This is a genomic window from Microbacterium sp. NPDC058269, from assembly GCF_042881445.1.
GTDB lineage: Bacteria > Actinomycetota > Actinomycetes > Actinomycetales > Microbacteriaceae > Microbacterium.
This window is the reverse complement of the sequence record NZ_JBHVXT010000004.1, coordinates 25,258-39,087: the sequence shown is the minus strand read 5'-3', so window position 1 is coordinate 39,087 and position 13,830 is coordinate 25,258. Positions and strand designations below refer to the sequence as shown.

Sequence of the window (13,830 nt, the reverse complement as noted above, 5' to 3'; positions counted from 1 at the left end):
GTGGTGAACGCTGCTCTCGTGCGCATCGCCGGCCTGGTCGCATCGGTCGTGGTCGTCCTGTGGGGTGCGGCGACGGTCGCCTTCCTCGCGTTCCGGGTGATCCCCGGAGACCCGGTCTCGGTGATGCTGGGGCCCCAGGCGCAGGTGAGCGAGGCGGTCAAAGACGGTATCCGAGCCGACCTCGGACTGGACAGGCCGCCGTTCGAGCAGTACCTCGGCTTCATCGGCCAGCTTGCTCGGGGAGATCTGGGGGAGTCGTACCAGCTGCGGATGCCGGTGACGGAGGTGATCGGACGCCAACTCGGGGCGACGGTGCAGCTCTCGGTGCTCGCGCTCGTGATCGCCCTGGTGCTCGCCCTCGCCGTGTCCATCTTCGTGCGAGGCACGGCGGGACGCACGGTCGCCGCGGCGGTCGAGCTGGTGGTGCTGTCCTCACCGGTGTTCTGGATCGGACTCGTCCTGCTCAGCGTCTTCGCGTTCGGGCTGGGCTGGTTCCCCGTGTCGGGAGCGCGTAACCCCGCCACTCTCGTGCTGCCGGCCATCACCCTCGCGCTCCCGGTGGCTGCGCTGCTCAGTCAGGTGCTGCGCGACGGTCTGATGCAGGCCGAGCGCATGCCGTTCGCCGAGACGGTGAGGGCACGTGGGGCGAGCCCCTCGTGGTTCACCCTGCGGCACGGGCTGCGGCACGGGGCTGCCTCCGCCGTGACGCTGGCGGCGTACCTGACCGGGTCGGTGCTCGGCGGTGCGGTGCTGGTGGAGACCGTGTTCGCCCGTCCGGGTCTTGGCCGGGTCACGCTCGCGGCGATCAGTGACCGCGACCTTCCGGTGATCACGGGGATCATCCTCCTGAGCGCCCTGGTCTTCGTCGCGGTGAGCCTCGTGGTCGAACTCGTGCATCCGCTGATCGACCCGCGCATCAGGGCGTCGCGACCCGGAGGCGTCCGATGAGGCGCGCGCAGCGAGTACTGCTGTGGGTCGCGATCCTGGCGCTGGCCGTGATCGCGTTCGCGGCGCTCTGGCCCGGCGTCCTGGCCACGCACGATCCGCTGCAGACCGATGTCCGCTCCGCCCTGCTTCCGCCGAGCGCCGAGCATCTGTTCGGCACCGACCAGAGCGGACGAGATGTCTATTCGCGCGTCGTGTACGGCGCAGGGCGCTCGCTGGGCATCGGACTCCTCGCCACCGGGGTGGCGCTCGCCGTCGGACTCGTCATCGGCGCGCTCGCCGGAGTCGCGCCGAGGGGTGTCGACACCACCGTGATGCGGGTGAACGACGTGCTGATGGCGTTCCCCGAGTTCCTCGTCGCGCTCGTCGTCGTCGCCGTGCTGGGCCCCGGACCCGTGAACATCGCGGTCGCGGTGACTCTGGCCGCTGTACCCGTGTACATGCGACTGGCGCGCGTGCAGACGCAGACCCTGCGCGTCGCCGAGCACGTCGAGGCAGCGCGCATCCTCGGTGTGCCGCGCGCGCGTGCGTTCACCCGGCACGTGGTCCCGGGGGTTCTCGGCGCGCTGAGTGTGCTCGCGACCATCGGCATCGGCTCCAGCATCCTGGCCGCCGCCGGCCTCAGCTTCCTGGGACTTGGGCCGTCGGAGCCGACGCCCGAGTGGGGGCTGATGCTCGCCGGGGGGCGAAACGTGCTGGGACAGGCCTGGTGGATCTCCCTCTTCCCCGGCATCGCGATCACGCTCACCGTGGTGTCGGCGACCGTCGTCGGACGGATCCTGCGGTCACGCGCGGACGGGAGGGCGACATGAGCGCTGCACTGGAGGTACGGGGCCTGCGGATCGCCTTCGACGGGAAGCCCGTCGTCCGGGGCGTGACCTTCACCGTCGAGCGGGGCGAGTGCGTGGCGATCGTCGGCGAGTCCGGGGCGGGCAAATCCCTCACGGCCCGCGCGCTGCTGGGGCTGACACCCGCCGATGCGGACGTCACACTCGACGAGCTCCTCGTCGATGGAACGGATGCGGTCGGACTCTCCGAGCGGGCGTGGCGAGACCTTCGCGGAACCGGGATCGCGCTCGTCTCGCAGGACGCCCTGGTCTCGCTCGACCCGCTGCGTCGGATCGGGGCGGAGGTCGCAGAGCCGCTGCTCCTGCACCGGATCGTCCGCGGACGGGCGGCGCGGGCGGGGCGGGTGCGGGAGCTCCTGGCGCGGGTGTGGATGCCCGACCCCGAACGCCGCTCCCGACAGCACCCGCACGAGCTCTCCGGCGGACTCCGGCAGCGAGCACTCATCGCCTCCGCGCTCGCCGCGGCTCCGGCTGTGCTGGTCGCGGACGAGCCGACGACCGCACTCGACGCCACCGTGCAGGCGCGGATCCTCGGACTGCTGCGCGAGATCGCCGATGCGGGCACGGCGCTCGTGTTCATCAGCCACGACTTCGCGGCGGTCCGTCGGATCGCCGACCGCGTCCTCGTGATGAAGGACGGGATCGTGGTGGAGTCCGGTCCGGTGGCCGAGGTGCTCGAGAGTCCTCGGCACGAGTACACGAAGCAGCTCATCGCCGCCACGATCCACGAACCCCGAGCCTCCGCACCCGCGGAATCTGCGCCGGTGCTGATCGCCGGCGACGTGTCGCGGAGTTTCGACGCCGTGCCCGCGGTCATCGACGCCTCGTTCACGGTGAAGGACGGACAGACGCTCGGCATCGTGGGGGAGTCAGGATCCGGCAAGACGACGCTTGCGCGCATGATCGTCGGCGTCGATGCGCCGGACAGCGGAACCCTGCGGTGGACAGCGGAGCGTCGGGTGCAGCTCGTGCACCAGAATCCGCTCGGCGCCTTCGACCCGCGCTGGACGATCGGCCGCTCGCTGCGGGAGGGGCTGGAGGCGGGCGGTGTGCCTCGACCTGAGCGGGCCGCCCGCGTCGCGGAGCTGCTCGCCGAGGTCGGTCTCGCTCCGGAGCTCGCCGACAGACGTCCGAGTGCACTCTCCGGCGGGCAGCGGCAACGGGCGGCGATCGCACGAGCGCTGGCTGCCGATCCGCAGGTGCTGGTGCTGGATGAGCCCGTCTCCGCCCTCGACCCGTCGGTGCGGGAGCGGGTGCTGCGGTTGCTCGCACGGTTGCAGCGGGAGCGGCAGCTGACGATGATCCTCGTCTCCCACGACCTCGATGTGGTCGGAGCGGTCGCCGATGAGGTGCTCGTGATGCAGGACGGACGGATCGTCGAGCAGGGCACCACCGCGGAGGTGTTCACCGCACCGCAGCACCCGTTCACGCGGGAGCTGCTCGAGGCGAGCGGGCCCGTCGGCGCGTGATCTGCGGTCAGCCTCTGCTCTTGCGTCAGTCCTTGATCTGAATGCCGATGCCTGCCGCGATGATCGGCGCCAGCTGCTGCACCTGGAACGAGGTGAGCGTTGCTCCGCGGAGGCTGTTGGCGTCGAGGTAGGCGAGGGCGTCGAGACCACGCAGATCGACGTCTTTCGCGCGCATGCCCCGCGGGTCGACCTCGTCGCTCGACGTGGCGGTGAAGCGCACACGGGTGAGCTCGGACTGCGGCATGTCGATCGTGCGGATGGCACACCCGGAGATCTCGAGATCGGTGACCTTCGCCGCGCCGAGGTTGAGGTAGTCGATGCGCACATCGCGCAGCTCGAGCTCCGAGATGTGCGCCTCGCTGAGGTCGAGCGTGCCGATGCGGCCGCCGCTGATCCGCAACCGGCGTACTCCGGCATCGCGCATACGGACCGAGGCGATGCGCACCCCGGACATGTCGACGTCGACGACGGTCGCGCCGGTGAGGTCGACGGCGTCGGCATCGGCGCTCACGACGCATTGCTCGATCGTCGAATAGGCGAGGTCGACGGTGCCGGTCAGGTCGAGCCGGGCGGCGATGAGGTCGGCGCTGCGCGCGGGCGGAGCGGACTCGAGCACGGGCGGGAGATCGGGAGCTGTGATGCGGGGAGGAGCGGGGGACTCGGGGGTGCGGGCCATGCTTCGAGCGTAGGGCGCACCGGCGACATCCCGTCCGGCGAGTGGGTGGCCGGGCGCCGGGGAGGAGCGAGGCGCCCGGAGGGGACGCGCACGCGTACACTGGAGGGAAGAGCATCGATCCGGCCATCACCGGGGAGCTCTCGGAAGAACGGCCCCGCCCCTCGGGCGGTGCTCAGTAGAACCGAGCGGGGCAGGCCCGTCACAGCCGCAGTGAGAGTGGTCGCGTCGTAAGGCGTGGCACGCGAGGTGGTACCGCGGTCCGTGAGGGTCGTCCTCGCAGGAGCATCCGCCACGACGACCACTGCGAGACACGATGACCTACCCCCGTTCCTCCTTCGGCCCCGCCGCCGACTCCGTCGCGCCCAGCCCCCGCTTCCCGCAGATCGAAGAGGAGGTGCTCGCTTTCTGGAAGACGGACGACACCTTCCGCGCCTCGATCGCGCAGCGTGAGGGTTCACCGGAGTGGGTGTTCTACGACGGCCCTCCGTTCGCGAACGGCCTGCCGCACTACGGACACCTGCTCACCGGCTACGCCAAGGACGTGTTCCCGCGCTTCCAGACGATGACCGGCCACAAGGTCGACCGTGTCTTCGGGTGGGACACGCACGGGCTCCCCGCCGAGCTCGAGGCCATGAAGCAGCTCGGGATCACCGAGAAGGCCGAGATCGAGGACATGGGCATCGACGTCTTCAACGCGAAGGCGAAGAGCTCGGTCCTGGCCTACACGCACGAGTGGCAGGACTACGTCACCCGTCAGGCACGTTGGGTCGACTTCGAGCGCGGCTACAAGACGCTCGACCTCGGCTACATGGAGAGTGTGCTCTGGGCGTTCAAGACCCTGTACGACAAGGGTCTCGCCTACGAGGGCTACCGTGTTCTCCCGTATTGCTGGAGGGATGAGACCCCGCTCAGCGCCCACGAGCTGCGCATGGACGACGACGTGTACCAGATGCGTCAGGACCCCTCCGTCACCGTCACCTTCCCGCTGACGGGTGCCAAGGCGGAAGCCCTCGGGTTGACCGGCGTCCGCGCCCTCGCCTGGACGACCACGCCCTGGACCCTTCCGACCAACGCCGCGCTCGCCGTGGGCCCGGACATCGAGTACGTCGTGGTCCCCGCGGGCCCGAACGGCGCGGCGGACGTGCATCAGGCTGCGGGAACGACGGATGCCGCGATCGAGTCGTCGGCGCACCGCTACCTGCTCGCCCGCCAGCTCCTCGGCGGATACGCCAAGGACCTCGGGTACGAGAGCGCCGAAGACGCACTCGCGGCGGTCGACGCCACGGTGCGCGGCGCCGAGCTGCAGGACGTGACGTACGACCGGTTGTTCGACTACTACGCCGACACCGAGATCTACGGGACCGAGAACGCCTGGCGCATCCTGGTCGACGAGTACGTCACCGTCAGCGACGGCACCGGCATCGTCCACCAGGCCCCGGCCTACGGCGAAGACGACCAGCGGGTCGCGGGCGCCGCCGGTATCCCCACGATCCTGTCGCTCGATGACGGCGGACGGTTCCTCCCCAACGTCACCGACGTCGCCGGTCAGCTCTGGATGGACGCGAACACGCCGCTCGTGCGCCTGATCCGCGAGAACGGTCGCCTGATCCGCCTGCAGAGCTACGAGCACTCGTATCCGCACTGCTGGCGCTGCCGCAACCCCCTGATCTACAAGGCCGTGTCGAGCTGGTTCATCCGCGTCACGGACATCAAGGACGACATGCTCGCGAACAACGAGCAGATCACCTGGGTGCCGGAGAACGTCAAGCACGGTCAGTTCGGCAAGTGGCTCGAGGGCGCGCGCGACTGGTCGATCAGCCGCAACCGCTACTGGGGTTCGCCGATCCCGATCTGGAAGAGCGACGACCCGGAGTACCCGCGCGTCGACGCCTACGGCTCGCTGGAGGATCTCGAGCGCGACTTCGGCACGCTGCCGCGCAACCCCGAGGGCGAGATCGACCTGCACCGGCCGTACATCGACGACCTGACGCGCCCGAACCCCGACGACCCCACCGGCCAGAGCACCATGCGCCGCATCGAAGACGTCTTCGACGTGTGGTTCGACTCGGGCTCCATGCCGTACGCCCAGGTGCACTACCCGTTCGAGAACCAGGAGTGGTTCGACTCGCACTCCCCGGCGGACTTCATCGTCGAGTACATCGGACAGACGCGCGGCTGGTTCTACGTGATGCACGTGCTGTCGACGGCGCTGTTCGACCGTCCGGCCTTCACGGGCGTCAGCTGCCACGGCATCGTGCTCGGCAGCGACGGCTACAAGATGTCGAAGTCGCTGCGGAACTACCCCGACGTGTCCGAGGTGCTCGACCGCGACGGCTCCGACGCGATGCGCTGGTTCCTGATGTCGAGCTCCGTGCTGCGCGGGGGGAACCTCGCGGTCACGGAGGAGGGCATCCGTTCGGGCGTGCGCGAATTCCTGCTCCCGCTGTGGAACTCGTGGTACTTCTTCGCGACCTACGCCAACGCCTCGGGTGCGGACGGCTACGAGGCCGAATGGCGCACCGACTCCACGGATGTGCTCGACCGCTACATCCTTGCCCGCCTCGGCGACCTGGTCCGTGAGGTGCGCGCCGATCTCGAGGGGCTCGACTCCACGACCGCGTCCGCGCGTCTGCGCGACTTCGCCGAGGTGCTGACCAACTGGTACATCCGCCGTTCGCGCGACCGCTTCTGGACCGGGGTGACGGAAGACCCCAAGAGCCGTGAGGCCTTCGACACCCTCTACACCGTGCTCGAGACGCTCACCCGTGTCGCGGCGCCTCTCGTGCCGCTCATCAGCGAGCGCGTGTGGCAGGGCCTGACCGGTGGCCGCAGCGTGCACCTGACCGACTGGCCCGACGAGGCGCAGTTCCCCGCGGCGGACGAGATCCGCGATGCCATGGACGCGGTGCGCGAGCTGTCGAGCGTCGGCAATGCACTGCGGAAGAAGGAGAAGCTGCGTGTGCGGCTCCCTCTCGCCCGATTCACGGTCGTCTCGCCCTCGGCGGCGCTGCTCGGCCAGTTCGAGGACATCCTCCGCGAGGAGCTGAACGTGAAGTCGGTGGAGCTCGTCCCGCTCGCCGATGACACGGCGGCGGAGTACGGCATCGCGCACCGCTTGAGCGTCAACGCCCGTGCGGCGGGTCCGCGTCTGGGCAAGGACGTGCAGAAGGCGATCCAGGCAGCGCGCTCGGGAGACTGGAGCGAGGTCTCCGGTGTCGTGACGGCAGGCGGCATCGTCCTCGAGCCGTCGGAGTACGACCTCGTGCTCGAGACCACCGGCCGCCCGGAGGGTGAGGCCCTGGCCATCGTCCCGACCGGCGGCTTCGTGCTGCTCGACACCAGGACGACCCCGGAGCTGGAGGCCGAGGGACTCGCACGCGACGTCATCCGTGCCGTGCAGGAGACCCGTAAGAACGCGGACTTCGACGTCAGTGACCGGATCCAGCTGGTCCTGCGGTTCCAGGACGATGTGGACACCAAGGCTGTCGTCTCGGCCTTCGACCTGGCCGGCATCGCGGCGGAGACCCTGGCGGAGGAGTACTTCGTGATCGACGCGCAAGGAGACTCGATCTTCGGACACGGGGCGGTTCTCGCCGCCGCCGGGGGAGTGACGCCCGAGTTCTCCGCGGTCATCTCCGCCGGCACCTATGCGAACGCCGGCGACTTCACGATCGCCGTCACCAGGATGGGAGCAGCAGCATGAGCGCCGCAGACCGGGCGGATGCCGTGTACGAGACCCTGCTGAGTCGCGCAGGAGAGCGTTGGGTGCAGCCGCGCAAGGAGCGCACGGCGCGCATCCTCGCCTTCCTCGACGACCCGCAGCGCACCTACCGCGTCGTGCACATCACGGGCACGAACGGCAAGACGTCGACCGCACGGATGATCGAGTCTCTGTTGCGGGCGCATGATCTGCGCACCGGACTGTTCACGAGCCCGCACCTGGAGCGCTTCACAGAGCGCATCATGATCGACGGCGAGCCCATCGCCGATGAGGCCGTCGCGGATGCGTGGGACGAGATCGAGCCGTTCGTCGACATCGTCGATGCCGAGCTCGAAGCCGCGGGCGACGCTCCGCTGACGTTCTTCGAGCTGCTGACCGTGCTGGCGTTCGTCGCGGTGGCCGATGCCCCGATCGACGTGCTCGTGCTCGAGGTGGGCATGGGCGGGGAATGGGACTCCACGAACACGGCAGACGGAGACGTCGCGGTGTTCGCGCCGATCGACATCGACCACGCGGATCGCCTCGGCAGCACGATCGCCGAGATCGCCGAGGTCAAGGCCGGCATCATCAAGGAGGGCGCGGCCGTGGTGTCGGCCCAGCAGCCCGCCGAGGCCGCGGAGGTGCTGCGTCGGGTGGCGGCGGAGCGCAATGCGACCATCGCGTTCGAGGGCGAGGAGTTCGGCCTCACCGAGCAGAAGCTCGCGGTCGGCGGCCAGCTGCTCACGATCCGCGGCCTGGCGGGGGAGTACACCGAGGAGTACCTCCCGCTGTACGGCGCGCACCAGGGGCACAACGCGGCCCTCGCCGTCGCGGCGGTCGAGTCGCTGATCGGCGGGGCCACGCAGCGCATCGCCGCGGACATCGTCACCGCGGGTCTGCAGGAGAGCACCTCACCGGGCCGGCTGCAGCTGCTCGGCATCGCCCCGACGGTGATCGTCGACGCCGCCCACAACCCGCACGGCGCCAAAGCGCTCGCGCAGGCCCTCGACGACAGCTTCGACTTCGACGAGTGGGGTCTGGTGCTCGGGGTGCTCGCCGACAAGGATGCCGCCGGCATCGTCGCCGAACTCGCTCCCTCGGCGGCGCACGTGTTCGCCACCGCTCCCGACTCCGATCGCGCAAGCGACGCAGATGCGATCGCCGATCTCGTCGAGCAGAACGGGCAGCGGGCCACCGTGCATCACTCGCTCGCCGATGCCGCCGATGCCGCGCGCGAATGGGCCGCATCCTCTGATCGCCGCGCGGTGATCATCGCGGGATCCGTCGTGCTCGCCGGCGAGGCGATCGCGCTGGCGCAGGACGAGGATTGGAAGGCGGGGTGGCGCGCGTGAGCGCCGAGGCGACACCTGCCCGCCGTCCGCGCCGGCAGCGCACCCTCGTGCAGAAGCTCGCACCGGTCGTGCTCGGCTTCGAGGCCATCGTGGTCTTCCTCGTCGGTCTGACGATCTTCGGGCTGCGTCAGCTCCCCGAAGGCGTCGAGCAGTGGTGGGCGATCGTCGCCGGCGCCGTGCTCGCTCTCGCGTGCATCGCGATCGCCGGGATGATCACGAAGCCCTGGGCCCTCACCGCCGGGTGGGTCGTCCAGGCCCTCGTCGCCCTTTCGGCGTTCTTCGTCCCGTCCATCCTGCTCGTCGTCCTGATTTTCGGCGGCATGTGGGCGTATGCGACCATCGGAGGGGCCCGATTGGACGCACGACGCCCCGCCGAGCCCACGACCGAGACTCAGACAGAGAGTGAATGACATGGCCACCGAAGAAACCCTCGTCCTCGTCAAGCCCGATGGTGTCGCCCGCGGCCTCACCGGCGCGATCCTCGCCCGCATCGAGGCGAAGGGCTACGCCCTCGTCGACATCCGCCTGGTCGAGCCCGACCGCGACCTGCTCGCCGAGCACTACGCCGAGCACGAGGGCAAGCCGTTCTACGAGCCGCTGATCGAGTTCATGCTCTCCGGCCCGTCTGTCGCCATCCGTCTCGCGGGCAACCGCGTGATCGAGGGCTTCCGCTCGCTCGCGGGCACGACGGATCCGACGACTGCGGCACCCGGCACGATCCGTGGCGACTTCGGTCGCGACTGGGGCCTGAAGGTGCAGCAGAACCTCGTGCACGGCTCGGACAGCCCCGAGTCGGCCGCTCGCGAGCTCGGCATCTGGTTCGACTGAGAGCCCGTCCGCATACGAAAAGCCCGTCCGCCGAATCTCGGCGGGCGGGCTTTCGTCGTGCGGGGGGGGCGAGGTCAGAACAGGATTCTGGCCATCTCGCCCAGGAAGTCGAGACCCTGCAGCTGAGCCAGGAAGATGATCAGCGCATAGGCGACGATGGTGGCCAGCGGAACCCACGGCATGAGCTTGTCGGCGCGCGCCTTGACCTTCTCATTGCTGGTGAACGTGCCGTTACGGGTCAGATGGATCATCGTCGCGAAGAAGGTGGGGATCGTCACGGCCCAGGTCACCATGCACCACGGGCACAGCACGAAGAGGTCGTACAGACTCTGTCCGATGAGCCAGCAGACGAGGCCGAAAGCGAACGTGATGCCGACGCCGAACGCCGCCCAGAACCAGCGCGGGAACCGCGCACCCGCGAGGATCGCGACGCCCACCACCAGCGGAGCCATCCAGCCGGTGAGGCCGAGGATCGGGTTGGGGAAGCCGAAGACCGACCCCTGCCACGACTCGAGGTTGGTGCTGCACTGGATGAACGGGCTCAGGTCGCAGGAGAGCGCTTCCTTCGGATTCTCCAGCAGCGCGAACTTCTCGATCGTCAGCTGGAAGGCGGCGAACCAGCCCACCACGCTCGCGATGATCAGCCAGACGGCGTAGATGACGGGGCGGGTGCGCTGCTCGCTCATACTGGGGATTATCCCAGCGACTGCTATGGATGCGGCGAGAACAGGCCGGAGAAAACGCGCTGCGACCGATGGGATGCCGCGAACGGAGCCACTTGGTGCGATAATGGCCTGTGATGCGATGAACGGCGTTGCCGCGACACGCGTCGAGCAGACTTCGGGGTCCAATGCCCCACGCGATCAGAGCCATGAGCCGGTCGCAAACCGAGTGAGTTCGCGGAACCCGCGGGTACCGCATGAGATTTCACGGAACACCGAGTGTCCCGTGCAGGGAGTAAGCCAGAGATGGCCGATGAGAACAATGACAACAACGCCCCTACCCTCGACTTCCCGGCTGACGCCGCGGGAGAGCTGACGGAGCCCACCGCTCCCGACGCAGGAGACCTCACCGGGTCCTCGGACGAGAGTGACGACAGCTCCGACGCCGCGGAAGCGGCCGAGGATGCCGCTGCCGACGACGTCGCCGCCGGCTACGCCGCGGCAGATGATGCCGCCGCTGCTGCCGACGATGCCGCTGCTGCGGCCGAGTCCGTCGCTGACGCTGTGGCTGAGGCGGAAGCCGAAGCCGCAGCTGACGTGGCCGAGTCGTCCGTCGACGCGGGGGCATCCGAGGCATCCGCATCCGACGAGGAGCGCTCCGAGGGCGCCGTCGTCGAGCAGGATGTCCCCGAGCAGGATGTCCCCGAGCGGAGTGTCACCGAGGAAACCGTCGCCGAGGAGGCTCCGGCTGCTCCCGAGGCTCCGTTGACCGCCGTCTCACTCGGTCTGCTTCCCGAGGTGTTCGTCTCGCAGGTCTCCACGCAGCTGCACTTCTACGCGCCCGAGATCGTCCCGCTGCCCGCGCGTCCGGGTCGCGAGCGCATCTTCGACCGCATCGCCGAGCGCGAGCAGCCGCAGGACGACGCTGCCGGCCGTGGCCGTGGCCGTCGCCGCCGCGGTGGCTCCGAGGGCGAAGAGCAGCGCGAAGAGCCGCGCCAGCGTCAGCGTGTCGTCGAGTACATCACGGAGCCGAAGGCCATCAAGGGGTCGACCCGTCTCGAGGCGAAGAAGCAGCGCCGCCGCGATGGACGTGACGCCGGTCGTCGTCGTCCGGTCGTGACCGAGGCCGAGTTCCTCGCGCGCCGCGAGTCCGTCGACCGCAAGATGGTCGTGCGGTCGAAGAACGGACGCACGCAGATCGGCGTCCTCGAGGACGGCGTGCTCGTCGAGCACTACGTCGCTCGCAACCAGGACGCGTCGCTCATCGGGAACGTCTATCTGGGCCGCGTGCAGAACGTGCTCCCCAGCATGGAGGCCGCCTTCGTCGACATCGGTCGCGGACGCAACGCCGTGCTCTACTCGGGCGAGGTCGACTGGGACGGCGTCGAGACCGGCAACCAGCCGCGCCGCATCGAGCTGGCACTCAAGCCCGGCGACCGTGTCCTCGTGCAGGTCACGAAGGATCCCGTGGGGCACAAGGGCGCCCGCCTCACGAGCCAGATCTCGCTTCCCGGTCGCTACCTGGTCTACGTACCCGGTGGCTCGATGAACGGCATCAGCCGCAAGCTCCCCGACAACGAGCGGGCGCGCCTCAAGCGCATCCTCAAGGAGGTGCTCCCGGAGTCCTCCGGCGTCATCGTCCGTACTGCGGCAGAGGGTGCCACCGAGGACCAGCTCACCCGCGACGTGCAGCGCCTCACCTCTCAGTGGGAGCACATCCAGAAGCAGGTCGAGAATCAGCAGGCGCCTGCGCTCCTGCACGCCGAGCCCGACCTGCTCGTGAAGATCGTCCGCGACGTCTTCAACGAGGACTTCACGAAGATGCTCATCCAGGGCGAAGATGCGCAGCAGACCATCCGCGCCTACCTCGAGAGCGTCGCCCCCGACCTGCTCGAGCGCGTCGAGGCCTATGAGGACGAGACCGATCCGTTCGACGCGTTCCGCATCACGGAGCAGATCGAGAAGGCTCTCGACCGCAAGGTGTGGCTCCCCTCCGGTGGTTCGCTCGTGATCGACCGCACCGAGGCCATGACGGTCGTCGACGTCAACACCGGCAAGTTCGTCGGCTCCGGCGGAAACCTCGAGGAGACCGTCACCAAGAACAACCTCGAGGCGGCGGAGGAGATCGTCCGACAGCTGCGTCTGCGCGACATCGGCGGCATCATCGTCGTCGACTTCATCGACATGGTGCTCGAGTCCAACCGCGACCTCGTGCTGCGTCGACTGATCGAATGCCTGAGCCGCGACCGCACGAAGCACCAGGTGGCCGAGGTCACCTCGCTCGGTCTCGTGCAGATGACACGCAAGAAGCTCGGCCTCGGACTGCTGGAGACCTTCAGCGAGGCGTGCGAGGTCTGCGCCGGTCGTGGCGTCATCGTTCATCACGACCCGGTCGTGAAGCACCGCTCCAGCAACAACAGCGGCGGTGGCAGCAACGGCGGCGGCAACGGACAGAGCGGTCGACGTCAGCGCGGCAACGGCAGCAACGGCAATGGCAACGGCAACGGTCAGAGCCAGAGCGCTCCGGCCGCTCCCGCCGTCACCCACAGCATCACCGAGGGTGCCAAGTCTGCTCTCGCACAGATCGCCGCTTCCACCATCGCCCCGGCGGTGGAGGGCGCACAGGAAGCCGAGACCGTCGATACCGCGACGGAGGCGCCTGCGGTTGCCGAGCGTCCCAAGAAGGCCCGCAAGAAGCGCAGCGGTGACCGCAAGGGCCCGAAGTCTCCTGCCGAGCAGCTGCTCGACTCCGTTCTCGATGCCCTGCCGGAGCCGAAGGCACCCGGTCAGGGACGAGGACGCCGTCGGGTGAGCACCGCGGCGCTCACCGGTACGCCCGTCTCGGTGAACAACGAGCCGTCAGCGCCGGTCGCGGCTGCGGACACGGAGTCCTGAGGCGATCAGCCGGCGCACCAGCTCCTTGCCCTTGACGTGCTGGGCACCGGCGGCGACGAGCCGGGGGACGATCTCCTCCGGCACGTCGTAGTGGTCGAGGTCGAACGCGCGTGGAGCGATGTCGTTGGCGCGCGCGAACGCGTGCAGCTCGTCGAGGCTCTCGTCGCTGACCAGGTGTGCCCACAGGCGTCCGTGGGCGGGCCAGAGCGGGTCGTCGACGAGTACGGTCACCCTGTCAGCCTATGACCGCGCCGACGGGGCGGGGCCGGAAGCAGGAGGCGAAGGGCGCCGGAGTCGGCCCGCTTTGCGACACCGACCTGCATCCGGTAAAGTAGTCCCTTGGTGCGTATGCCGCGTCGTCCTCGTCGGTCGAAGCGGAGAGCCTTGCGTTCGCGCCCGCCGTTCTGCGGCGCATGCAAGCAACAGTCTTCCCGTGAGATCTCGGAGCCGCGAGC

The 13,830-nt window shown here is 69.1% G+C and carries 11 protein-coding genes; 8 read left to right on the top strand and 3 right to left on the bottom strand.

Going from position 1 to position 13,830, the window contains the following annotated elements; translation table 11 throughout:
* Genes ACFVWL_RS17360 through ACFVWL_RS17350 form a run of 3 tightly spaced genes read left to right on the top strand, consistent with a single transcriptional unit; the run spans position 1 to position 3,262 of the window.
* Entirely contained in the window at positions 1 to 948 is a 948-nt protein-coding gene (locus tag ACFVWL_RS17360; RefSeq protein WP_387185459.1) for an ABC transporter permease, read from the top strand.
* Complete coding sequence (locus tag ACFVWL_RS17355) at positions 945 to 1,757, top strand: ABC transporter permease (protein WP_387185457.1); 813 nt, start codon at positions 945 to 947, stop codon at positions 1,755 to 1,757. Before ACFVWL_RS17360 ends, ACFVWL_RS17355 begins: the two co-directional genes overlap by 4 nt.
* Entirely contained in the window at positions 1,754 to 3,262 is a 1,509-nt protein-coding gene (locus ACFVWL_RS17350) for a dipeptide ABC transporter ATP-binding protein (protein ID WP_387185454.1), read from the top strand. The genes ACFVWL_RS17355 and ACFVWL_RS17350 overlap by 4 nt, the downstream gene beginning before the upstream one ends.
* Positions 3,263 to 3,287: 25 nt before the next feature.
* Here the strand turns inward: ACFVWL_RS17350 and ACFVWL_RS17345 are convergent, their stop codons facing one another.
* On the bottom strand, positions 3,288 to 3,938 hold the full coding sequence (locus tag ACFVWL_RS17345) for a pentapeptide repeat-containing protein (protein WP_387185452.1): 651 nt from the start codon (positions 3,936 to 3,938) through the stop codon (positions 3,288 to 3,290).
* Positions 3,939 to 4,251: 313 nt separating this feature from the next.
* Between ACFVWL_RS17345 and ileS the strand changes: the two genes are divergently transcribed.
* From ileS to ndk, 4 genes are read left to right on the top strand one after another with little or no spacing between them, the layout of a single operon-like run.
* Positions 4,252 to 7,641, top strand: a complete 3,390-nt coding sequence (gene ileS / locus ACFVWL_RS17340) for an isoleucine--tRNA ligase (protein WP_387185449.1) — start codon at positions 4,252 to 4,254, stop codon at positions 7,639 to 7,641.
* Entirely contained in the window at positions 7,638 to 8,990 is a 1,353-nt protein-coding gene (locus tag ACFVWL_RS17335) for a bifunctional folylpolyglutamate synthase/dihydrofolate synthase (RefSeq protein ID WP_387185446.1), read from the top strand. The genes ileS and ACFVWL_RS17335 overlap by 4 nt, the downstream gene beginning before the upstream one ends.
* On the top strand, positions 8,978 to 9,400 hold the full coding sequence (locus ACFVWL_RS17330; RefSeq protein WP_387185444.1) for a DUF4233 domain-containing protein: 423 nt from the start codon (positions 8,978 to 8,980) through the stop codon (positions 9,398 to 9,400). The genes ACFVWL_RS17335 and ACFVWL_RS17330 overlap by 13 nt, the downstream gene beginning before the upstream one ends.
* A 1-nt stretch (position 9,401) precedes the next feature.
* On the top strand, positions 9,402 to 9,818 hold the full coding sequence (gene ndk, locus ACFVWL_RS17325; protein WP_387185442.1) for a nucleoside-diphosphate kinase: 417 nt from the start codon (positions 9,402 to 9,404) through the stop codon (positions 9,816 to 9,818).
* Positions 9,819 to 9,892: 74 nt separating this feature from the next.
* On the opposite strand, the gene ACFVWL_RS17320 is transcribed toward ndk, so the two are convergent.
* Complete coding sequence (locus ACFVWL_RS17320; protein WP_387185440.1) at positions 9,893 to 10,504, bottom strand: vitamin K epoxide reductase family protein; 612 nt, start codon at positions 10,502 to 10,504, stop codon at positions 9,893 to 9,895.
* A 282-nt stretch (positions 10,505 to 10,786) separates the two neighbouring features.
* Here ACFVWL_RS17320 and ACFVWL_RS17315 point away from each other — a divergent pair, with 282 nt between their 5' ends.
* The gene (locus tag ACFVWL_RS17315) at positions 10,787 to 13,375 is read left to right on the top strand and encodes an Rne/Rng family ribonuclease (RefSeq protein WP_387185439.1); all 2,589 of its coding nucleotides are present in this window, start codon (positions 10,787 to 10,789) and stop codon (positions 13,373 to 13,375) included.
* On the opposite strand, the gene ACFVWL_RS17310 is transcribed toward ACFVWL_RS17315, so the two are convergent.
* Entirely contained in the window at positions 13,340 to 13,606 is a 267-nt protein-coding gene (locus ACFVWL_RS17310; RefSeq protein ID WP_387185437.1) for a DUF4031 domain-containing protein, read from the bottom strand. The genes ACFVWL_RS17315 and ACFVWL_RS17310 overlap by 36 nt on opposite strands.
* Positions 13,607 to 13,830: the final 224 nt, after the last annotated feature.

Coding starts and splice junctions, on each gene's coding strand:
- ACFVWL_RS17320 (WP_387185440.1), bottom strand. CDS start 10,504: ATGAGCGAGCAGCGCACCCGCCCCGTCATCTACGCCGTCTGGCTGATC.
- ACFVWL_RS17350 (WP_387185454.1), top strand. CDS start 1,754: ATGAGCGCTGCACTGGAGGTACGGGGCCTGCGGATCGCCTTCGACGGG.
- ndk (WP_387185442.1), top strand. CDS start 9,402: ATGGCCACCGAAGAAACCCTCGTCCTCGTCAAGCCCGATGGTGTCGCC.
- ACFVWL_RS17315 (WP_387185439.1), top strand. CDS start 10,787: ATGGCCGATGAGAACAATGACAACAACGCCCCTACCCTCGACTTCCCG.
- ACFVWL_RS17335 (WP_387185446.1), top strand. CDS start 7,638: ATGAGCGCCGCAGACCGGGCGGATGCCGTGTACGAGACCCTGCTGAGT.
- ACFVWL_RS17345 (WP_387185452.1), bottom strand. CDS start 3,938: ATGGCCCGCACCCCCGAGTCCCCCGCTCCTCCCCGCATCACAGCTCCC.
- ileS (WP_387185449.1), top strand. CDS start 4,252: ATGACCTACCCCCGTTCCTCCTTCGGCCCCGCCGCCGACTCCGTCGCG.
- ACFVWL_RS17355 (WP_387185457.1), top strand. CDS start 945: ATGAGGCGCGCGCAGCGAGTACTGCTGTGGGTCGCGATCCTGGCGCTG.